Here is a 20,964-nt window from a genome sequence, read left to right on the forward strand (position 1 = left end):
CAAGCTCAAGCAGTGGCGCGGGCTCGCGATGCGATCAGACAAGACCGTCCGCAACCACCACTCCGGTCAGTGCCTCGCCGCCACACTCCACTGGGTCCAGACCTTTAGCAACACGGCCTAGACGCGGGCGAACTCCGGCTGCCGCGCGGCCTGTTCCTGGGTGCCCGGGTGCACGGCGAGCCCGTCGGCTGCGCCGGCCGATCTCCTCGACGCCCTCCACACCACCGCGCACGAACCCACTACCGGCCCAGCAGTCGGGCCCGGGGTCACCCAGGCCTCGCTGCCCCGCGGTGCTGGTCGCGGGGCAGCGGCCGGTGCCGGGCTCAGATTCCTGCTGTGGCGGTGGCGTAGGCGGCGTACAGGGTGTTGCCGTGGGTGGCCAGGGCGGGCGCGGAGACGGCGTTGGCGGTGTCGGGGATGGGCTGGAAGCCGTTCCAGCCGTGGGTGCCGGCCGTTCGGGACTGGAGCCAGATCTTGCCGTCCAGGCCCAGGACCGCGCAGTACACGGTGAGGTTGCGGACGGCCAGGGCGGGGCCGGCTGCGGTCTGTCCGCCGATGCTGCCTTCCCTCTTCCAGGTGTTGACGTCGACCGCGTAGTCGATGAACGTGGCGCCGTTCGTGCCGGTGTGAGCCATCTGGGGGCTGCTGCCGATCATCGTCAGCGCCGGGCCGTAGTGGGTCCTGATGTCCGGGTGCGGGTTGAGCGCCCGTTGCCAGGTGCCGCCGCGCAGGACACAGGAGTAGAGCCGGTCGTTGTTCACGCCCCGGAACGCGCAGTACAGCTCGCTGTGTTTGGCGTGCAGGGCCGGGCCGTCCTGGGTCAGCCCAGGGAGAGTGACGGGCGGTGTCGGCCAGGTGATGCCGTCGGGGGAGGCGGTGACCAGGATCTTGTTGTCGAGGGTGCGGTGGGCGAGGTACAGCTTTCCGCCGTGGGCGGCCAGTGCGGGCGCGGAGAGGATCTCGTTGTAGCGCACCACTCCGTGGCTGCTCCAGGAGGTGCCGTCGAAGCGGAAGATGTAGACCCTGTTGTTGAAGCCCTGGACGGCGCTGTAGAGGTGGTTGTTGAAGCCGGCGATGGCGGGCGCGGAGGGTGTGGTGCCCGGATGCTGGGCCACGGTGGTCCAGGACTGCCCGTTGTGGGCACGCACGGAAATCGTGGGGAGTTTGCGGACGCTGGAGCGGACCGACAGGCTCAGGAGACCGTTGTTCAGGAATCCGCCGCCGTTGAAGTACCAGCTGTTCTCCTGGTGAGGCTTGGCGGCGATCGCTTCCAGGGCCGGGCGGTCGAAGAGGAACGTGCGCTGATCCACCAGGTCGTCCTCGAACCAGGAGACGATGAGTTTGATCAGGTTGGCGACGCCGGAGATCAGGGCAGCGAAGTTGGCCGTCGCTTCGAGATGGGTGCCTGCGGGGAACTCGCCCAGGGCCTCGGAGACCTCCCAGGCCATCTTCGAGATCTTCTCCAGGGTGGCCTGCAGTTCCGAGGGCCTGGAGTGGTCCTCCTCCCAGCACTCGACGTGGAAGGTCACGACCTTGTCGGCGGCCCCGTGGTACACCACCGAGTTGGGGTCGATCCGGTGGGTCTCGCCGGAGTTGACGCCCGTGTGGACACGGGTGGTCATCGTCTGGCGTGCCCCGCCGTCGGCGGCGCCGGCGGTGGCCCAGTAGATCTCCTCGTCGCCGATCTCGTCCGAACCCGTGTGCATGTGAAAGCGGTCGAGCCAGACCTTGGCCATGACCTTGGGCACGGCCTGCGCGCTCTGCGCGGTCTGCGCATGTGCGGATGAAGTGATCACCGTCGCCCCGTACCCGTAGGCGGCCGTGGCCCGGGCGAACTCCTCGGACTCCGCGCCACCCTCGCCCCCGGGAGCGTCAAGGTCGATCACCTTCACGTTCGGCTGCGCGAGGATCTCCTCACGCAGCGCCGGCAGGTCCTCCACCAGGTTGTCGAGGGTGTACCCCTGGGGCAGAGGGCGGCCCACGAAGACGTCCGGGAAGACCTTCGAGCGCGCGGCCTCCTCCTCGGCATAGACCCGGCCGAAATCACGCACCTCTTCCTCGGAGAGCAGCTCCCGGACAGGCCCTGCCAACCGGGCCTCCAGGTCCGTCGGCGTCAGCCCTGCCTCCAGCCGGGCAGCGCCGTGCAACAAGACCCCCAGAAGCAGGTTCGCCCCCCGCGACGACGGCGTCATGGACGCCGACTTCTTGGACACCGGCTCGCCCCGCAGCTGCGCCCGCAGCCGCTCCAGCCGCTCCGGCTCCGTCGTCCTCACCCGATCTGACACTGAGCAACCCCGATCCGCTCGGCACCCGCAACCGGACGGTCACGGTCACGGTCACGGTCACAAAACGCTAAAACCCCCGAACCCGTCGAAGAGGCTGAAGTGGGCATTCGGCCATAAAAGCCACCCGGCCGGGCACGGAAAAGACCGGAAACGCGGTCTTGCTCCGGTAGTACCTTCCGTGGGCAAGTCCCGGTGCCTCGGTGCACCACGCCTGCTGCACTCGATGCGGTGGGCTGCACCGACCACCGGAAGGCAGCGGTCACGGCTGTGCTGTGCTTCGCCGCCAGGCATGACGGCTCGCGGCGACCAGCAGTCGCCGCTGCGATTTCGGGGGGCGCCCTCGCCGGCTTCAGGCCGAAGGTCGCCCCATTTTGCTGTTCATTTTGGCCCGGCTGGCCGCCAGGAGTTCTTGTGCCTGCCGCTCGATCTCTTCGGGGTTCAGTCCCAGTGCGCGCCCCAGGTTCGTCGACCAGACCTCCGAGCGCACACTGGCTTCGAAGTTGAGATCGGCGCGGATGGCGTCTCGTGAAGCCTGACGATTCTGGCTGACCATGACGAACGTCGACAGGAAGATCGCCTCAAGGCTGACGATCATGGTCAGCAGCCCGAACGGGAAGGGATCGAAGACCGCGGCCTGTCCGAAGATCCCCTCGTTGATCATGATCCAGCCGGCGAACCACACCATGTGCACATAGACGAAGACCATCGATCCCGCGAAGGCGGTGATCGTGTCCGCAAGGTGGTCCTGCACACCGCGCCCACGGGCGAAGAGCTCCTGCTCATGTGGGAGGCGGATGACGGGGTGAGGCCCTTGACCACCCGTCGGACCACCGCGATGCGACGTCATGCCGTCATAGTGCATGTGCCGTAGGCGTCGGCAGGGGAACAGCGCGCCCGTCGGCGCGTTGATGCACCCAGGCCGGTGTAACGACGAAGATCCGCCGTCAGCTCATGCGCATCAGAGTGCGTCTTCCGTGCCGTGCAGGGTGGTCGGAGTCTGCGCGTGGCTCTCTTGTTCGCTGATGTCGCCGGAATCCGGAGGCAGGAGGGTGACTGTCATCTGCGGTCCGTCCTGGTGGTCCTCAGCGCGAAAGTTGAGCAAGCCGGCCTCGGCGAGCCGGCACAGGGCGGTGCGGACGATCACGGACGGGACCCCGAGGGCTCGGGCGGCGGGATGCAAAGGGAAGACCACTGTCGGGTCGGCATGCAACTCGCGCGGATCAGCCGCAAGGTCCACCAGCAGTCCAGCCAAGACCTCCCCATGGGAGACCTTCCTGGCACTGACTGCCCAGCTGAGCGCCCATTGATCAAAGGAAAGTGAATCCACTGAAAACACCCTCACGGTCGCATGAATGAGCGTCGTTCGGACGCCCGCGCGGGTGCCCCGTTCAAGAGTTGCCGACCTTCCGCCGGGCGGCAATCCGGGCGGGGCCGAACCGGCGGGCGAGTCCACGGAAGTCACCCACGCTGGTTGCCCACCTCTGCGGGGTTTCCGAGGACTGCCGTCACGTTCCATGCTGGAGACGGGTACGGGGGACGTCGACAGCAAGGACCGACAGCAAGGACCGCACAGCGCATGTGCCCGCGTTGTGATCAAGCCCGTTCTCCCCACAAACATCTGTCTGCCGCTGACGACACTCGCCAAGGGGTGTGGGGATGGATCACCGCAGTACCGATCGCACCGCGCCCGCCGCGCAGCCCGCTCGCGTCGCCGGGCACGCACTGGTCGGCCGCGAGGCCGAGATGGAGCTGCTCGGTGCCTTTCTCGCCGGTGTTCCGCGTCTGGGCGGGTCGCTGGTGGTGCTCGGCGAGCCGGGCGTCGGCAAGACGGCGTTGCTGGCCGCGGTCGCCGGGCAGGCCGGGGCCGCGGGGATGCAGGTGCTGCATGCGACGGGCGTGCAGTACCGGGCGCAGACCAGCTACGGCGCACTGCGGCAGTTGCTGACGTCGGTGCCCGAAGGCCGGGCGGCAGTGGCGGACCTGCCCGCCCTCGCCGCGGCCCTGGACTTCAAGCGGGGCAGGGCACCCGGGCAGGACGCGGTCGCCGAGGCCGTCATCACTCTGGTGGCAGAGCTGTCCCGCAAACAGCCGGTGCTGCTGGTGCTGGACGACGCACAGTGGCTGGACCGGGCCAGCGCCGCCGTCCTGGGCCGGGTGGTGCGCCGGCTCCCTTACTCCGGTGCGGGCACGGTGTGTTCGGTCCGGCTCGGCGACGAAGGCTTCTTCGACCACAGCGGCCTTCCGCTGCACGAGCTGGGGCCCCTCGGCGAGGCCGCGTCCGAGGAATTGCTCGGCCTGCGTTTCCCGGCGCTGGCCCCCCGCGTGCGCCGGCGGCTGATGGCCGACGCCGAGGGCAATCCGCTGGCGCTCCTGGAGCTCCCCGCTGCCCTCACCGGTTCCCAGCGCACCGCGTCCCATGCCCTCCCCCCACGCCTTCCGCTGACCCAGCGCCTGCAGGCGACGTTCGCCTCCCGGATCGCGGGACTGCCGGCGCCGACCCGGCACCTGCTGCTGGTGGCTGCGCTGGAGGGCAGCGGCAACCTGCTGATCGTGCGCCGGGCAGTGGAAGGGCGGTGCGGCCTGAAGCACCTGGCCCCCGCGGAGCGGCTCCGGCTGGTGCACGTCGAGGAGGCCACCGGGCGGTTGGCGTTCCGGCACTCGCTCATGCGCTCCGCGGTGGTGGACCTGTCCACCAGCGACCAGCGCCGCAGCGCCCATCGTGCGCTCGCGGAGGCCTGGACCGGTGTCCCCGAGCAGCGGGCCTGGCACCTGGCGCAGGCCGCGGTCGACCCCGACGAGCAGATCGCCGACCTCCTCGAAGAAGCCGCGGGCATCAGCGCCCGGCGCGGTGACGGTCCCAACGCGGTGGCAGCGCTGGTGCGCGCCGCCGAGCTGAGTCCGGCCGCCGCCGAGCGGGCCCGGCGACTCGCACAGGCGGCGTACCTCGGCACGATCCTCACCGGTGGGGTGCGCGACGTGCCCCGCCTGCTGGACGACGCCCGCCGGGCCGCGCCGGACGGTTCTTCCCTGGCCGGCGCGGTGGCCACCGCGCTGTACCTGCTGAACAGCTATGGCGATGTCGACACCGCCCACCGTCTGCTGTCCGGCGCGATCGCGCTCCAGCCCGAACCGTACGACCCGGCTGACGCGACGGTGCTCGAAGCCCTGTCCTCCCTGCTGCTCGTGTGCGTCTACGGGGCCAGAAGCGAGCTGTGGGCCGGGTATGACACGGCGGCGGCGAAGTGCACCGCCCTCCCGGACACGCTGCGGCTGTTACGGGCTACCTTCGCCGACCCGGTCCGCGCCCTCCCGTCGGACTGGGCCGCGCTCGACGCCGCCGTCGATGCGCTGCCCGGCACGTCCGACCCGGTCCGGATCGTGCGGATCGGCACCGCCGGCGCGTACGCGGACCGCCTCGGCGCCATGGACGAGCCGCTGCGGCGTACCGCGCGGGGCGGCCGCTCCGGGGAGAACAACTTCCCCGCCATCCAGGCCTCGTTCCTGTGGGGCAGCCACGCCTGGTTCACCGGCCAGTGGGCGGAACTGCGCGAAGTGGTCGGCGACGGGCTGGCCCTGTGCGAGGAGTACCGGTATCCGCTGCGCGCCTGGACCGGGAAGTTCGTGCTCGCGTGCGTGTCCGCGGCCTGCGGGGACTTCACCACCGCCCACGCCTTCGCCGACCAGATGGATCAGTGGGGCGGATCCCGCCGCGCCCACGCCATCACCTGCTACGCCGCGCACGCCAAGACGCTCATCTCCCTGTCCCAGGGGGACTTCGACGAGGCGTACCACCAGGCGTGCCGGATCACACCGGCCGGCACCTTCGCGCCGTTCACCGGACACGCCCTGTGGGCGTTGCTCGACCTGGCGGAGGCGGCGGTGCGAACCGGTCGGCGCGACAAAGCCCTTGAGCATGTGCGGGCGGCCCGGGACGCCGGTCTCGACGCCGTGTCACCGCGCCTGCGCATGGTCCTGTCCGCCTGTGCCGCGCTGGCGGCGGAGGACGACAGCGAGGCGTCCGGCGGCTTCGGCGAGGCGCTGGCCGTCGAGGGTGCCGAGCGCTGGCCCTTCGACCACGCCCGCATCCACCTGGTCCACGGTGAGCGCCTGCGCCGCGGACAGGCCCCGGCCCGGGCCCGCCGCCACCTGCGCACGGCCGCGGAGGTCTTCCGGCGGCTGGGCGCCGCCCCCTGGTCCGCCCGGGCCGAGCAGGAACTGCGCGCCTGTGGCGGTCCGGTAGGTGCCCGCCCCGGTGCCGCCCTGACCCCTCAGCAGCGGGAGATCGTGGCCCTGGCCGCCGCCGGTCTGTCCAACAAGCAGATCGCCGGGAAGCTCTTCCTGTCACCGCGTACCGTCTCCACCCACCTCTACCAGGCGTTCCCCAAACTGGGCGTGACCTCACGGGCGGGCCTGCGTGACGCGCTGGAACGGCTGCCCGGCCCCTGACGCAACCACCCGCGGAACTACGTCATTTGACGGGGGCGGCCCGGCCGGCGGCGTTCCTACAGTGCTCGGCACGAGCCGCACATCCCGGCTCGGACAACCCTGGAGGAATGATGAGCGACAGCGCACCGCGCGGGAGTGTCGTGCTCGTCCACGGAGGCTTTGTGGACGGTTCGGGATGGCAGGGGGTGTACGAAACCCTGAAGGCCGACGGCTACACCGTGGCCGTCGTACAGAACCCCACCCTCTCCCTGGAAGGCGACGTGGCCGCCACCCGTCAGGTCATCGACGCCCAGCCGGGACCGGTGACCCTGGTCGGCCACTCCTACGGCGGAGTGGTGATCACCGAGGCGGGCAACCACCGGAAGGTGACAGCGCTGGCCTACATCGCCGCGTTCGCGCCCGACAAGGGCGAGTCGGTCAACACCCTGATCGCCAACCCGCCGCCCGGCGCCCCGGTCCCGCCGATCCTGCCGCCGAACGAGGGCTTCCTCTTCCTGGACCGCGACAAGTTCGCCGGCTCCTTCGCCGGCGACCTGCCGCCTGCCCAGGCCGGGTTCATGGCCGACTCGCAAGCCCCCTGGGGTCTGGAGGCGGCCGGCGGCGCGGTCGCCACGCCGGCCTGGCGAACCAAGCCCGCCTGGTACCTGGTGGCCACCGACGACCGCATGATCCCGCCGCCCGCACAGCGCGCGATGGCCGAGCGGATCGGCGCACAGACCGTGGAAGTGGCCGGCAGCCACGCGATCTACGTCTCCCAGCCCGCCGCCGTCGCCAACCTGATCAAACAGGCCGCCGCCGGCTGACCACACCCGAAGACCGCTCCCCGGCAGCGCCGGATGCCCCGCCCGCCCAAGTCCGGCATCGTCCCGGTCCACGACGACTTCGCCGAGGCCTCGAACTGGAACGGCGTCATAACCCGGCTGCAGAAAGACGGGGATCCAGTCATCGCCCCGGCCAGTCCGCCGACGGGCGGGCGCCGGCCGGACTGACTGCCGGCTTCGGAGAGCGCCGACACACGGCTTACGCACAGTCAACCGATCAAGCTCAAGGAGTCGTCGTCCCATGTCCTTACCGCGCCGCATGATCGCCGTACTCTTCACGCTCGCCTGCCTGTACGGCCTGCCGGCCACCGGCGGCGGCACCGCGCACGCAGCCAACCCGGAAACCAACCGCGTCGCCACCTGGAACATGCAGGTCGGCCGCGACCGCTGGCAGGGCGCGGCGGCCATCGCCCGGGACAACACCGTGCTCGCCCTCCAGGAGGTTCCCAACGAACCACCGGCCGGAGCGCGCTACCTCGGCACCATCGGCAACACCATCGACCACTACGAGTGGACCATCGCCCGCGGAGTGACCCGGCAGCTCTACATCCTGTACACCACGTCGCGGAACCTGGCGATCGCCACGGCCTGGATCCCGGGCGAGGTGGTGGAGATCGAGGGCCTGTACCGCCCGGCGCTGATGGTCACCCGCCCCACCGACGACGTCGCGTTCGCGTCCATCCACGCCGCATCCGGCAACGGGTTCGACGTGCGCCCGCTCGTCCAGAACGTCGCCGACGAAGCCCATGGCCGCGGGCTCAACCACTGGGCCGTCCTCGGCGACTTCAACCTCACCCCGGACCGGGCACGCCTGCTCGGCCTCCCCGCGGACTCCCGCATCTACAACAGCGGCCAGGCCACCCAGCAGAGCGGCAACGAACTCGACTACATGATCAGCAATGTGGACACCGAGGACTGGCAGGCCACCGTCGGGGACAACCGCGGCAGCGACCACTGGCCGGTCTACTTCTCCGCGCTGCGCGCCGGCGCCCTGCCACCCGAGCTGACCATTCACGCCGACAACAGCGACCGGCTGCTGGACGTCTTCCAGGGCAACGACACCAACGGCACGCACGTGGTCCAGTACCACGCCAACGGGGCGGTCAACCAGCGCTGGCGCCTCCAGACCATCGGGACATCCACCTCCACCGGGCACATGATGTACCGGATCATGAGCAGCGACAGCGGCAAGTGCCTCGACGTCGACCGCGGACAGCAGTCCGGCTCGGGCGACTACCTCAACATCTGGGACTGCCACGACATCGACGGGGTCCCCGGCTCCGGTGGCAACCAGCGCGACACCCAGAATTTCACCCTCGAACACCCCGACCCGCGCCTGCCCAACCTCACGATGCTCCGCAACAACGCCACCGGGCTGTACGCGAACATCAGCAACAACGACCGGGGCGACGGCGCCTGGGTCATCCAGTGGCCCGACCAGTCCGGCAGGTTCCCCGCCCCGAACGAGAGCTTCTACCTCCACCCGGCCATCGCCAACCAGTAGTGAGCGTGACCGGGGAAGGCCCGGTTGCCGGGTGACCACCGCAGACGGATGGAAAATCAGGTGCCGGCCGCAGGAGCCCAAGTGCAAGCGGCCGGCGCACGGTGCAAGGCCGGGCAGCCAGGTCCCGGACCTCGGCCCGATCGCCGAGGTCCGGGACCGTACGGGCTCAGCTCGGCTCACTCCGTCTCACAGCGAGCGTGTGAGGTGGTGAGGTGGTGAACAGCCGTCGAATGCGCGGGCCGGCCCTGAGCCGGCGCCGCGGGCACCCCGGACATCAAGGCCCGGGAAAACTCCGTTACGCCGTCGAGCAGACCTTCGCCCTGCTCCACCAGTTCAAGCGCCTCGCCGTCCGCTGAGAACGCCGAACCGAACTCCGCGACGCCTTTGCCTCATTGGCCTGCGACCTCATCTGCCAGAGGCGGTTGAAGAAGCACCGATCAGCATCGTGTTACAAGCTTTAAATCGGCGAGCCATCGAACCTGACCACGAGTATCCGGAGCTTGACTATTCCGCACCGAACCGCACGGTAGCCTGAACCGTCTTGGCTCACTGTGCCATCCCTTGATGGTTCCGCAGGACAGGAGTGATTGCGATGCCCATGCCGGCCCACCCGCCGAAAAACCCATCAAGCCCCTTTTCGTCCTTCCGTGGTCACCATGTCGGTATCCGCGTTCCCGACTACGACGCGGCGAAGGCTTGGTACACGGAGAAGCTGGATTTCCGAGTGCTCCAGGAATGGCCCTACGGCGAGCTGAAACTCGCCTACCTCTGCCCGCCCAACGATGACGACTTCCATGTGGAACTGCTGGCCGGACCGGTACCCATCCCGAACGAGATCCTCGACGACCTCGGAGTCAGCCTGCAACACGGCGGCTACCAGCACATCTGCGTCCATGTCGACGATGTCGACGAAGCGCGCGCCGAACTCGCCGACCGTGGCGTCGACCTTATCGGTGAACCTTTCGAGATCGAGGACATCAGCCGACGGCTGGCGTTCTTCCGTGACCCGTGGGGCAACATGATCGAACTGTCACAGAAGCTGCCGGGCGCTGGTTCCTGATCAGCCTCATGACGTCAGCACCGGCGCGCACGGCCCGAGCCCTTTCTCATTTACGCTCGGGTCTCTGTACGGCTTAGAGGCTTCACGCCCGACCAGGGCACTTCAACGAGATCCTGTTACGAGATCTTGTTGCTCGTGAATGGCTCGGCGTTTCCTTGCCGGGCAACGTCGGGATGCCGACGGAAGATGAAACGGGACGTGGAAAGGGATCGTCCATGCCTCACGCGTCCCTTGTCGCTGTTCTCGGAGCAGGCGCTCGGCGCCGCGATGGCGATGCCGCCGCGTCCGGCTGGTCGGTTGCGGGGCCGTATGGGTCGAGCCGTCTTCCAGGATTGAGGTACAGAAATGCCGATTGCCGCCAAGGACCGCCCGCGTATCGGCTGGATCGGCGTCGGCCGCATGGGCTTCCAACTGGCTGCCCGACTGCTGGACGCGGAGTACGACGTAGCCGTCTACAACAGGACGCGCGCCAAGGCCGAACCGCTGGCTGAACGGGGAGCGACGATCGCCGACCGGCCGGTCGACCTGGCCGACCGGGACGTCGTCTTCACCATGGTCACCGCCTCGGCCGCCCTGGAGGCGGTGACCACGGGCCCCGACGGCGTACTGACCTCGCCAAGCGCCACACCGGGGGTCCTGATCGACAGCTCCACGGTGTCCCCCCAGGTGTCCGCACTGATCCGGAACAAAGCCGCCGACCACGGGACCGACTTCCTGGCGGCCACGGTCAGCGGGAACCCGAAGGTGATCACCGCGGGCAAGCTGACGGTCGCGGTCTCCGGCTCACCCGAGGTGTTCGGCCGGGTGGAGCCGTTGCTTGCGGCGCTGGGGCGGGGTGTGACCTACGTCGGCGAGGGCGAAGCCGCTCGTCTCGTCAAGATCGCACACAACGTCTTCCTCGGTGTCGTCACCCAGTCGCTCGCCGAGATCACCATCCTCGCGGAGAAGGGCGGTGTCAGCCGTGCCGCCTTCCTTGAATTCCTCAACGACTCGGTGATGGGATCGGCCTTCACCCGTTACAAGTCGCCCGCGCTGGTCAACCTGGATTTCACGCCGACATTCACCATGCCGCTGCTGCGCAAGGACCTCGACCTCGGGCTCTCCTCGGCCCGCGAGCTGGAGGTCCCGATGCCGCTTGCCGCCACCACCGCACAGCTCGTCGCGGGTGCCATCGGCGCGGGGCACGTCGAAGAGGACTTCGCCTCCTTGATCCTCGAACAGGCCAGGAACTCCGGCATCACGCTGGAAGCCCAGAACGTGCCAGTGGACGACGGTCTGTCAGCGCAAACCTGACTCCGCATCCCGGTGCTCCCGCCACAGAGGCCTGGATCCTGAGCCGTTCGGGTCCGTTCTCGGCAATTCGCCACGTCGGCTGCGTCCTCTCACGGTTTGCTGTTGTGGTGCAAGGAGCTCCGGCGCCGGTGTTTCCAGCGTGCTTTGTGTACGCGGCCGCACCGTCGAGGAGATCTCCGACGCTGACCCCGTTCTCCCCGGCCCCGGCGCGCGCCGGGGCCGGGGAGAACGTCAATCGCCTGAGAGAACATGACTGCCTCGTACCAAACCATCGCCACCAGGCTGGACGGCAACGTCCTGTTCGCCACTTTCCACGCCCCGCCGATCAACCTCATCGGTCCCGAGGTCGTGCGCGACCTGGTTGGACTGCTCAAGGAGCTGTCCCAGCCGGCCACCGCACGGGTGGTGGTCTTCGACAGCGCGGATCCCGACTTCTTCTTCCCGCACGTCGATCTGACGAAAGTTCCCGAATACACCGCTGAAGCCGCGAAAGCCGGCGGCCCGGGCGACGCTTCCCTGGGGATGCTGTTCCGCAGGCTCAGCGAGATCCCGGCCGTCACGATCGCCAAGCTGCGCGGCCGGGCACGGGGAGCCGGCAGCGAGTTCCTGCTCGCCTGTGACATGCGCTTCGCCTCCCGCGAGAACGCTGTCCTGGGCCAGCCCGAAGTCGGCATCGGCACCCCGCCCGGCGCGGGGGCGATCCAGCACCTCACCCGCTTGCTGGGCCGGGGCCGAGCGCTCGAAGCAGTGTTGACGTCAGCCGACTTCGATGCCGCACTCGCCGAGCGCTACGGATGGATCAACCGCGCGGTGCCCGACGCCGAGCTGGACGCGTTCGTGGCCGGTCTCGCCGCGCGCATGGGTAACTTCCCGCGCGATGGGCTGATCGCGGCCAAAGCGGCCGTCAACGCCATCAGTCTGCCGCCCCCGGCTGTGGTACGCGCGGATGCGGCCCTGTTCCAGCAGCTCGTACGGGGAGAGGCAGCGCAGCAACGTACGGCAGAGCTGTTCGAGCGGGGCTTCCAGACCCGTGGCCGTACCGAACTCGACCTCGGTGATGCGCTGGGCGGCTTGCCCGCCGTCGACTGACCAGGAACCGGACTGACCGGGAACCGGGGGTCCCTGGGGCGGGGCTCCGTGCCGCGCCAGGGCTGTGTCTGACGCCCTTGTCTTGCCGCCTTCGGAGCTGAAGCCACAGCGGCTAGCCGGTGCGCGGTCGACTGCGCTGCGCTCGCGTTGCGAGGCCCTTCCCCCGAGCCGATCCTGAAGAGGGGGCATGCCGACCATTCGAGCGAACCGAGCGCGGAGGGGCTGCGGAGCCTGCGGTCTCGTGGCCCGAGCGAGGAGCGGGGTCCAGATGAGGCTTGTGGTCGATCTCAACCGGTGTCAGGGATTTGCGCAGTGCGCCTTTCTCGCCCCGGACGTCTTCGCCCTGCACGGCGAGGAGGCGCTGCTCTTCACCTCCCGCTTCGACGAGGCACTGCGTGACCAGGTGGAGCAGGCTGTGGCCGCTTGCCCGGTCCAGGCCATTCTCGTCGACTTCTCCGACGAACCGACCCAGGGGGTGGAGGGCCGTGTCGGCTGACGCCGACGTCCAGGCCCTCCGTCGAAAGGGCCGGATCGTCATCGTCGGTGCCTCGCTGGCCGGTCTGCGCGCAGCGGAAACGCTGCGTGACCGGGGCTTCACCGGGTCGCTGACGCTGGTCGGGGACGAGCCGTACGAGCCCTATGACCGGCCCCCGCTGTCCAAGCAGGTGCTGCTGGGGCTGGAGTGTGCCGAGGAGACCGCGCTGCCGCGCAGGCGCGACATCGACGCCGAATGGCGTCTCGGTGTGGCCGCCGCGGGGCTGGACCGGGCGGCCAAGCACGTGTGCCTGGTGAACGGTGACACACTCCCCTACGACCGCCTGCTGATCACGACCGGGACCAAGGCCCGGCCCTGGTTTCATCCCGAAGAGGCTGCGCTGGACGGGGTCTTCGTGCTGCGCACCCGCGACGACTCCGCTCGGCTGTTCCGGAAACTCGCCGCCGGTCCGCGCCGGGTGCTGGTGATCGGCGCCGGATTCACGGGCTCCGAGATCGCCTCCGTCTGCCGGGAACGAGACGTGGAGGTGACCGTCGCCGAACGCGCCCCGGCGCCGCTGGTGGGCGCCCTCGGCGAGGTGGTCGCCACAGTGGCGGCCCGGCTGCAACGCGACCATGGAGTGGATCTGCGCTGCGGTGTCAGCGTCACCGCGTTGGAAGGCAACCAGGCCGGACGGCTGCAGCGAGCCCACCTGTCCGACGGATCGGCGATCGATGTGGACGTGGCGGTGGTCTCCCTCGGTGCCGTCCGGAACACCGAGTGGCTCGCCGGTTCCGGGCTGGCGGCCGGTCCCAGGGGTGTTGCCTGCGACGCGGGGTGCCGGGTGTTCGACGTCAACGGCATCGTCACCGATGACATCTATGCGGCCGGTGACGTCGCCCGCAGCCCTCATCCGCTGTTCGGATACCAGTTCCTGTCACTGGAGCACTGGGGCAATGCGGTGGAACAGGCCCGGATCGCGGCACACAACATGATCTGCGCGAGCACCGACCGTCGCCCGCACCTGTGGGTGCCGATGTTCTGGTCCGTCCAGTTCGGCGTCAACATCAAGTCGGTGGGAGTGCCCACACTGGGCGATCAGCTCGTCGTGGCCCAAGGGGCGCTCAACGAGGCCCAGTTCGTGGCGGTGTACGGGTATCGCGGCCGGGTCATCGCCGCGGCCTCCTTCGACGCGGGAAAGTGGCTCGGGTTCTACCAACAGCAGATCGAGGCCGCAGCGCCGTTCCCGCCGGAGTATGACCTGGTGGACTGCCGCACCGACGCGCTGCAGCCCATCGATCCGGCCTTCCCGGACCCCCACCTGCCCACTCACGAGCCGACCGTGACCGTGTCGGGGCACTCGCCGACCGAGCGGCGCGTCCAGTTCGTCGCGCCGCATGCCTGACCCTCGCCGGGGGCGTCGCCCTTCAGGAGGCACCATGTCTCTCGCCACCATGTCCGCGCAGATCACCGACTTCGCGCATCGCGCCGATCCGTACCCGCTCTACGCCGCACTGCGCGAGTCGCCGGTCACGCGTCAGGACGACGGCTCCTACCTGGTCAGCACGTACTACGAGGTGCGGAGCCTGGCGAACGACCCGCGGCTCAGCAACGACCTGCGCAACCGGCCACCCGGTGCCGGCGGCCCCGCCGTGGCCGAAGAGGACACCAGCCTGCCGCCCAGCTTCATCTTCCACGACCCGCCGGAGCACGAACGGCTGCGCAACACGGCGATGCGGCAGTTCGGCCCCCCGCACAGCCCCAGGTTCCTCTACGACATGCAGGATGACATCGCCAAGATCGTCGCCGACCTGCTGGACGGGCTCGAAGGCAAAACCGAGGTCGACGTCGTCGACGACTTCGCCTACCCCCTTCCCGTCACGGCCATCTGCAAGATCCTCGGCGTGCCACATGAGGACGAACCGCTCTTCCACGGCTGGGCCGACACCGTGGCGTCCGGTCTCGATCCCAGCCAGGGGCAGGAAAAGGCGCGCCAGGCACGCGTCGAGCTCGGCGCCTACCTGTCCGACCTCATCGACACCAAGCGCCGGCACCCCGGCAACGGGATCCTCGGCCCCCTCGCCCGCGAAACCGGTGCCGGCGGGAGCATGTCGAAGGCAGAGCTGGTGGCCACCTCGATACTGCTCCTGATCGCGGGCCACGAGACCACCGTCAACCTCATCAGCAACACGACGCTCACGCTGCTGCGCCACCCCGACGTCCTCAATCGGTTCCAGAGCGAACCGGGTCTGGTCGTCCCGCTCATCGAGGAAGTGCTGCGGTACGAACCGCCGGTTCAGTTCATCCCGTTCACCCTCGCCCTGTCCGACATCGACATCGCCGGCACCACCATCCCCAAGGGCTCACAGGTGTGGCTTCTGCTGGCCTCGGCCAACCGTGACCCCAGGCGCTTCGCGGACCCCGACCGGTTCGATCCTGACCGCGAGGACAACCAGCACCTCGGGTTCTACACAGGCATCCACTACTGCTTCGGCGCCCCGCTGGCCCGGATGGAGGCGCAGCTCGCCCTGCCCAGGCTCTTCCGACGACTCGAGAACCCGCGGCTGCTGGCGGACCCGCCGCCCTACCGCGTCAACCCCGTCCTGCGTGGCCCCCGCCATCTTCCCCTGGCGGTCGACGGCCTTGCCGCCTGAACCGGCATGCGCACCGTAGTGGCGCCCGGGCCACTCGGCATGGGTGTGTGCGGCCTTTCCCTCTGAGGCCGACCGCCACGGCGTTCAGGTGGTCGGTCGGCCGAGTAGCGAGCGCGGCCGTGAGTCCAGAACCCCCTCGGCCTCGTCGCAGACCGCGCGGACCACGTCGGCGGCCGGGCGCACGCCGTCGACGAAGGCCGCCGACTGGCCGTAGATGATTTCGCTCGTGTCGGGGTCCGGCGGGGCACCGAAGGGATGGGCGCTTTCCTCGGACCGGAATTCCTCCGCGCGCTCCCGCAGCGTTGATGCGCGCTCCGACCACTCGTCGGTGAACCGGTTGCGGCGGACGCGTTCGCCGATGGTTGCGGGCCACGGCAGTCCCGAAACGATGTCGTAGGCCTGTGTCCACACGGTGTCGCCGCCGTCGCTCTCGACGATCAGACGCTTCTGGACGTCGTGCACCTCGACCGCCTCAGGAGTGGCGAGGAACGCCGTACCCAGCCAGGCACCGTCCGCACCGGCGGTGAGGACGGCGGCGAGCGTCCGTCCGTCGCCGATGCCACCCGCGGCCAGCACCGGGACATCCGGGTACCTGCGCACGATCTGGGCGAGGAAGGGCAGCAGGCCCATCGTCCCGGTGTGACCGCCGGCCTCGTTGCCCTGTGCCACGAGGACATCGGCCCCTGCGGCGACGGCCGCCTCGGCGTCCGCGTAGTTCTGGACTTGGCACATCACCCGGGCTCCCGCCTCCTTGGCCCGGGCAAGCCACGGCTGCGGGTCGGCGAACGACAAGGCGACGACGTCCGGCCGCTGCTCCAAGGTGGCGTCGAACAGCGGCTCGGTGAGCGGAAGGAGCGGCGTGATGAACCCGACGGCGAACGGCCGGTCCGTCGCGGCACGGATCGTCGCGATCTCCGCGCGGATCCAGTCGGGCCCCTTCCAGGGGTGCGTACCCCCGAAACAGCCGAGCCCGCCGGCGACGGAGACCGCGGCAGCGAGTGTCCCGCCACTGTGCAGGGCCATCGGAGCCGACATCACCGGATACGCAAGACCGAACATCTCGGTGAATCTCGTCTGCAACATGGACGAAGATTAACGGACCGACGACATGCCTCCGGGTGAAATGTCCAGAGTGGCAGGCAGAGTGCAGCCATCCGTGGGCGGCGCCCGTGGGCCCCCGTGGCGACCGCGCCGCTCCGCGGCAGAAACCTGCGGTAGATCCTGTGGCTCGACCGTGAAGACGGGGGCTTGAGGCGCACCGATACTCGGCTGGGCCCGGCCGACTGCAGGTTCCGGCTCCGGGTCCGATGGCGCATCGGACCCGGGGTGGCGGATGCCCGACCCCGAAGGCGGATGATGCGCCCGCGACTCAAATCCGATGTGCTGTATGTGCCGACCGGTGACGGCGTCCATGTCTTCGGTGCCGGTACCGATCTCGCGCTGCGTGGCAGGTCCGCCTATCAGTGGCTGGACCGGCTGGCACCGCATCTCGACGGTTCGGTCGAGCTCGACGACCTGGTCGGGCGGCTGCCCGACGACAAACGGCAGGCCGTGCACGCCCTGGTGGGCCAGTTGCACGCCGCCGGCTGCCTCTTCGATGCGGGAGAGGACCTGCCGCACCGGCTCACGCGGCGGGAGTGGGAGACCTACGCGTCACAGATCGCGTTCATCGAGTACCACGGCGACTCCGCGGCGCATCGGTTCGAGACCTACCGCGACAGCGGGATGCTGGTGGTGGGCGCGGGCCCCGTTTTCGTCTCGCTGATCTGCTCGGCGCTGCGTTCCGGGGTGCGGCATCTGCGGGCCGTGTGCACGGAGGAGGCCGTCACCCACACCGAGCGGCTGGCGGAGCTCACAGCCGAGGCCGCCGTACGGGATCCGGAACAAAGGATCACTCATATCGCCTATGACGAGGACGAGTTGGGGCGGGACATCGTCGGCCGGGTAGGCGCGGTGGTTCATGTTGCGGACGGTAGCGGCGTCGATCGGGCGCTGTGGCTGGACGAGCTGTGCAGGGAGGCAGGCACGCTGCTGGTGCAGGGGCTGGTGGTGGACGATGTCGCGTGGCTGGGGCCCGCCGGAAGCGACTGGCGGTCGGCGTGGCTGCGGCTCGATGCCCGGGGGCCGTTCCGGCCGAACGCCTTCCTCACCGGGCCCGCCGCCGCGGTGGTCGCCTCGCACCTGGGCCTTGCGGCGTTCACTGCGCTCACCGGGATCGCCGGAAGCACGGGAGCCGCGGACGGCGCGCGGAAGATGACGCGGATCGATCTGGAGACACTGCGCACCTCGACGCATGCGTTTCTGCCGCACCCGGCGGCGGCGCCGGCCGGTCCGGAGACGCGGGAGGAGTTCACGCGGCGCATCGAGCGGCTGGGTGCCACGGCAGCGCTGGACGAGGACGCGTTCTCCCGGCGCGCGGCCCGTTGCTTCGACCCGTATGTCGGTGTGCTGCGCGCCCTCGACGAGGGGGAGTTCACCCAGGTGCCGCTCCATGTGACCGAAGCGGTGCCCCGCGCGGCGGGCGCAACGCCGGTGCACGGGGCGGGGACGGGCTTTGCCGCCGCACGCCGGGACGCCGCGCTGCGCGGGCTCGCCTCGTATGCGGCGCACCGCCCCGATGACCGCCGCTACGGGCCCGGTGGCACGGTGTGGGGCTGGGCCCCGGACGAACGGCGCGCCGAGGCCGTGGCGGCGTACCGGGTGTTCACCACGGACCACGAGGTCGGCGTGGCCGCCGGGCTCAGCTGGGACGAGGCCGTGGCGGACGGCCTTGCCCAGCTCTGTGTGCACCTGGCGCTGGGCGACGTGGCGCAGGGGCGGTCGCGGCCCCGGCCCGCGCGGTTGCGGCCCGACGCCCTGGCCGCCGGGGAACGGCGGCTCCTCGATCTGCTGATCGCCTCGCGCGGCTCGGTCGAGGTGGCCGACATCGGCGAGGCCCTGGGCGTACCCGTCCTCGCCTGGTGGCAGGGTGGCCGCCCGGCCGCCGCGACGTGCGGGGCGGCGGCGGTCGCCGAGGGGCTTCGCGCCGTTCTGCTCGACCGCCAGGCGGTGATGACGGGCGAATCCGCTTACGCTCCGGCCCGGTGGGCGCGGTTCGGCCCGCCTGTCGCGGGCGGCGGGAGCGCCGAGTTGCCGGTACCGGCCGGGCCCGAGCGGATGGTCGAGGCGTTGCGGTCGCGAGGGGCGTGCCCGCTCGTGGTGCCGCTCGATCACGATCCCGCGGTGCACGAGGTGCTGCCCTTCGTCGTGCGCGTCGTCATCGCCCACGGGCCCGGGGAGGGTCCGGCGGGGGTGGAGCGGCGGGCGGAGACGCGGGGCGATGCGTAGCACCACCGACGACAGACTGCGGGACTCCGCCGGCCTGCGGTTCTGGTGGCGGACCTTCGAGGGTGTCCAGGACCTCTTCGCCGAGGGTCATGGCGAGGAGGGCGGCCCGGACGACCCGCTGCCGGTCAAGACGTACCGCGGGCTGCCCCGTCACGCCCTTCCCGAGCCGGCGCGGCGGCTCGGGGACGCGCGCTGGTCCTTCGCCGCGTTCCGTGACGCCCACCCGCAGGGTGCGCCCGCGCTCGACGTCCTGGACCGTCGCGCGCTGTCCGCGCTGCTGTACTGGACGTACGGGGTCGGCCGGATCGAACTGGGTCCGCATGCCGTGTGGCCCTACCACCGGATGGTCGCCTCCGCGCGTTGCTTCCACCCCGTGGAGCTGTATGTGTGGCTGGCACGGCCGTCGGGTGACCTGCCCGCCGGGTGCTACCACTACCACCCGGCGCACCACGCCGTGACACTCCTGCGCGAGGGCGGTGTGCCGGAGGCGGTGCGTATCGGCGCGGGGGTGCGCGCGGAGGCCGGACTCCTGGTGGCCTCCGCCTGGTTCCGCAAGACCGCGTTCCGCTACCGGGACTACGCGTACCGGCTGTGTGCGCAGGAAGCGGGGATGACGGTCGGGAACGCGCTGCTGGCCGGTGCCGCGCTCGGGCTCCGCGCGAGGGTGCACCATCGCTTCGACGACGCGGTGGTCAACCGTGCACTGGGGCTCGACGGGAGGGAGGAGACGGCGTTCGCCGTGCTCGACCTGGCCCCCGCCGGGAAGGCCGCGCCGCTGCCTGCCGGATCTCCTCAACGGTCGTTCTCTGCAGACGAATTGCCGGAAATTCGTCCTATTCATGTGCAGACCGACCGCACGGCCGACGGTGCATGGTCCGGCCTGACCGCGCTCGATCTCGCCGCCCGGCTCACGGGTCCCGGTACGCCCGTCGCCCCTGACGACTTTCGCCTGCCCGTCGAGGCGTCGGCCCGGGACGGCGTCCTGGAGCTCGCGGCGCCGGAGCCGGGAGCCGGTGGCGTGGACCTGGCCGCCGCGCTGCGGGCGCGGGACTCGGGCGGGCGGATGTTCCTCCCGGACGCCCGGCCCGTGGCCTTCGCACGGCTGGCGCCGGTCCTGCGGTACGCCCTGGAGCCCGTCTCGTCCGACCATACCGAGGCACCGTGCCGCCCCCTCGTGGAGGCCTATGTCCTCATGCTGGGCACGGACGGAGCCTCCCCCGGGCTGTACCGGCTGAACGCCTCCACGAGGCCGCCGGCGCTGGCGCGGCTGCCGGCGCGGGACTGGCGCGGGGTGGTCGGCATGCTGTGCGACCGGACTCCGGCGGTGAACGCGGCAAAGGCCGCCGCCGTCGTGTTCCTCACCGCCGACCGGGTGGCCGGGGAACGGTGGTTCGGGGCCCGTGGTTACCGCCTGCTGCACCAGGAGGCGGGGATCGTCGCCCAGCGGGTCAGCGTGCTCGCCGCCGCGGCCGGGCTGTCCGCACGGATCACCAACGGCTACCACGACGGGATGGTCAGGGACCTGATCGGCCTGGACGCCGCGCAGGTGCCGGTGTTCACGCTCATTGTGGGCCGCCGTCGGCCCACCGCCCAATACGAGCCGGAGCTGATCTGGTGAACCGCACCTGCGGTGCCTCGTGGGGCGGGCCTGCGGTGGTCCACGGCCCGCGCCCGCAGCCCCGTGCTACGGCCGGTCCTGTGGTCGGGACCGTGAAGACACCACCCGTCCGCGGACCGCAGGATGCGGAGCAACCAGTGACTGGCCAACTTCCCATCCATCCAAGGAGAAAGGGGATCGCGATGCAGGACAAACTCGTCCTCGACCTCGCCGACCTCAGTGCGGACGAACTGGAGATCCTGCCGACCTCGCCGGGCGAGAGCCTGGAGGCCGTGAACGTGGGCCACGCCATGGTCGAGATCGGCGCGTCCAACTGCACGTCCAGGGGCACCCCGGCGAGCTGCTGTTCCTGCTGCTGCTGCTGAAAGCGGCGTCAGCACGGTCGCGTTCGG

Annotated in this window: 17 protein-coding genes; 13 read left to right on the plus strand and 4 right to left on the minus strand. The window is 70.1% G+C overall.

The features are described 5' to 3' along the window. Window positions 1-323: 323 nt before the first annotated feature. From D9V36_RS03135 to D9V36_RS03145, 3 genes are all read right to left on the minus strand, one after another. Window positions 324-2,273 carry a hypothetical protein gene (locus tag D9V36_RS03135; protein ID WP_129292390.1) on the minus strand — a complete coding sequence of 650 codons (1,950 nt, stop codon included), beginning with the start codon at window positions 2,271-2,273 and terminating at the stop codon, window positions 324-326. Window positions 2,274-2,634: 361 nt separating this feature from the next. Continuing rightward, window positions 2,635-3,132, minus strand: a complete 498-nt coding sequence (locus D9V36_RS03140) for a DUF1003 domain-containing protein (protein WP_129292391.1) — start codon at window positions 3,130-3,132, stop codon at window positions 2,635-2,637. Between the two features lie 111 nt (window positions 3,133-3,243). Continuing rightward, on the minus strand, window positions 3,244-3,537 hold the full coding sequence (locus D9V36_RS03145; protein WP_129292392.1) for a hypothetical protein: 294 nt from the start codon (window positions 3,535-3,537) through the stop codon (window positions 3,244-3,246). Window positions 3,538-3,941: 404 nt separating this feature from the next. Between D9V36_RS03145 and D9V36_RS03150 the strand changes: the two genes are divergently transcribed. The 10 genes from D9V36_RS03150 (at window position 3,942) to D9V36_RS03195 (ending at window position 15,627) form a co-directional block, all read left to right on the plus strand. Continuing rightward, window positions 3,942-6,731, plus strand: coding sequence for a helix-turn-helix transcriptional regulator (locus tag D9V36_RS03150; RefSeq protein WP_129292393.1), 2,790 nt, complete (start codon window positions 3,942-3,944; stop codon window positions 6,729-6,731). 107 nt (window positions 6,732-6,838) lie between these two features. Beyond that, the gene (locus tag D9V36_RS03155) at window positions 6,839-7,534 is read left to right on the plus strand and encodes an alpha/beta fold hydrolase (protein ID WP_241720675.1); all 696 of its coding nucleotides are present in this window, start codon (window positions 6,839-6,841) and stop codon (window positions 7,532-7,534) included. A gap of 259 nt (window positions 7,535-7,793) precedes the next feature. Beyond that, entirely contained in the window at window positions 7,794-9,056 is a 1,263-nt protein-coding gene (locus tag D9V36_RS03165) for an RICIN domain-containing protein (RefSeq protein ID WP_129292394.1), read from the plus strand. A gap of 215 nt (window positions 9,057-9,271) precedes the next feature. Continuing rightward, the gene (locus D9V36_RS40660; RefSeq protein ID WP_164992863.1) at window positions 9,272-9,412 is read left to right on the plus strand and encodes a hypothetical protein; all 141 of its coding nucleotides are present in this window, start codon (window positions 9,272-9,274) and stop codon (window positions 9,410-9,412) included. A gap of 236 nt (window positions 9,413-9,648) precedes the next feature. Continuing rightward, window positions 9,649-10,116, plus strand: coding sequence for a VOC family protein (locus D9V36_RS03170; RefSeq protein ID WP_129292395.1), 468 nt, complete (start codon window positions 9,649-9,651; stop codon window positions 10,114-10,116). A 345-nt stretch (window positions 10,117-10,461) separates the two neighbouring features. Continuing rightward, window positions 10,462-11,409 carry an NAD(P)-dependent oxidoreductase gene (locus D9V36_RS03175; RefSeq protein WP_129292396.1) on the plus strand — a complete coding sequence of 316 codons (948 nt, stop codon included), beginning with the start codon at window positions 10,462-10,464 and terminating at the stop codon, window positions 11,407-11,409. A 249-nt stretch (window positions 11,410-11,658) separates the two neighbouring features. Further along, complete coding sequence (locus tag D9V36_RS03180; RefSeq protein ID WP_129292397.1) at window positions 11,659-12,498, plus strand: enoyl-CoA hydratase/isomerase family protein; 840 nt, start codon at window positions 11,659-11,661, stop codon at window positions 12,496-12,498. Window positions 12,499-12,766: 268 nt separating this feature from the next. Then, window positions 12,767-12,994, plus strand: coding sequence for a ferredoxin (locus tag D9V36_RS03185; protein WP_129292398.1), 228 nt, complete (start codon window positions 12,767-12,769; stop codon window positions 12,992-12,994). Further along, entirely contained in the window at window positions 12,984-14,378 is a 1,395-nt protein-coding gene (locus D9V36_RS03190) for an NAD(P)/FAD-dependent oxidoreductase (RefSeq protein WP_129292399.1), read from the plus strand. Before D9V36_RS03185 ends, D9V36_RS03190 begins: the two co-directional genes overlap by 11 nt. Window positions 14,379-14,412: 34 nt before the next feature. Further along, window positions 14,413-15,627: a cytochrome P450 gene (locus tag D9V36_RS03195; protein WP_129292400.1), complete on the plus strand. Its 1,215-nt coding sequence runs from the start codon at window positions 14,413-14,415 to the stop codon at window positions 15,625-15,627. An 84-nt stretch (window positions 15,628-15,711) separates the two neighbouring features. On the opposite strand, the gene D9V36_RS03200 is transcribed toward D9V36_RS03195, so the two are convergent. Further along, window positions 15,712-16,710 carry an NAD(P)H-dependent flavin oxidoreductase gene (locus tag D9V36_RS03200; protein WP_129292401.1) on the minus strand — a complete coding sequence of 333 codons (999 nt, stop codon included), beginning with the start codon at window positions 16,708-16,710 and terminating at the stop codon, window positions 15,712-15,714. A gap of 270 nt (window positions 16,711-16,980) precedes the next feature. Here D9V36_RS03200 and D9V36_RS03205 point away from each other — a divergent pair, with 270 nt between their 5' ends. From D9V36_RS03205 to D9V36_RS03215, 3 genes are all read left to right on the plus strand, one after another. Then, window positions 16,981-18,954: a hypothetical protein gene (locus D9V36_RS03205; protein WP_206739589.1), complete on the plus strand. Its 1,974-nt coding sequence runs from the start codon at window positions 16,981-16,983 to the stop codon at window positions 18,952-18,954. Beyond that, on the plus strand, window positions 18,947-20,572 hold the full coding sequence (locus D9V36_RS03210) for a SagB family peptide dehydrogenase (protein WP_129292402.1): 1,626 nt from the start codon (window positions 18,947-18,949) through the stop codon (window positions 20,570-20,572). Before D9V36_RS03205 ends, D9V36_RS03210 begins: the two co-directional genes overlap by 8 nt. Window positions 20,573-20,754: 182 nt before the next feature. Further along, window positions 20,755-20,937, plus strand: coding sequence for a hypothetical protein (locus tag D9V36_RS03215; protein WP_086715359.1), 183 nt, complete (start codon window positions 20,755-20,757; stop codon window positions 20,935-20,937). Window positions 20,938-20,964 lie beyond the last annotated feature (27 nt).

This window comes from Streptomyces lydicus, from assembly GCF_004125265.1.
GTDB classification, from domain to species: domain Bacteria; phylum Actinomycetota; class Actinomycetes; order Streptomycetales; family Streptomycetaceae; genus Streptomyces; species Streptomyces lydicus_C.

Bases quoted from the DNA above. Each gene is read 5' to 3' on its own strand.
- D9V36_RS03140 (WP_129292391.1), bottom strand. From the start codon at position 3,132: ATGACGTCGCATCGCGGTGGTCCGACGGGTGGTCAAGGGCCTCACCCC.
- D9V36_RS03150 (WP_129292393.1), top strand. From the start codon at position 3,942: ATGGATCACCGCAGTACCGATCGCACCGCGCCCGCCGCGCAGCCCGCT.
- D9V36_RS03155 (WP_241720675.1), top strand. From the start codon at position 6,839: ATGATGAGCGACAGCGCACCGCGCGGGAGTGTCGTGCTCGTCCACGGA.
- D9V36_RS03165 (WP_129292394.1), top strand. From the start codon at position 7,794: ATGTCCTTACCGCGCCGCATGATCGCCGTACTCTTCACGCTCGCCTGC.
- D9V36_RS03170 (WP_129292395.1), top strand. From the start codon at position 9,649: ATGCCCATGCCGGCCCACCCGCCGAAAAACCCATCAAGCCCCTTTTCG.
- D9V36_RS03175 (WP_129292396.1), top strand. From the start codon at position 10,462: ATGCCGATTGCCGCCAAGGACCGCCCGCGTATCGGCTGGATCGGCGTC.
- D9V36_RS03180 (WP_129292397.1), top strand. From the start codon at position 11,659: ATGACTGCCTCGTACCAAACCATCGCCACCAGGCTGGACGGCAACGTC.
- D9V36_RS03185 (WP_129292398.1), top strand. From the start codon at position 12,767: ATGAGGCTTGTGGTCGATCTCAACCGGTGTCAGGGATTTGCGCAGTGC.
- D9V36_RS03195 (WP_129292400.1), top strand. From the start codon at position 14,413: ATGTCTCTCGCCACCATGTCCGCGCAGATCACCGACTTCGCGCATCGC.
- D9V36_RS03200 (WP_129292401.1), bottom strand. From the start codon at position 16,710: ATGTTGCAGACGAGATTCACCGAGATGTTCGGTCTTGCGTATCCGGTG.
- D9V36_RS03205 (WP_206739589.1), top strand. From the start codon at position 16,981: ATGATGCGCCCGCGACTCAAATCCGATGTGCTGTATGTGCCGACCGGT.
- D9V36_RS03210 (WP_129292402.1), top strand. From the start codon at position 18,947: ATGCGTAGCACCACCGACGACAGACTGCGGGACTCCGCCGGCCTGCGG.
- D9V36_RS03215 (WP_086715359.1), top strand. From the start codon at position 20,755: ATGCAGGACAAACTCGTCCTCGACCTCGCCGACCTCAGTGCGGACGAA.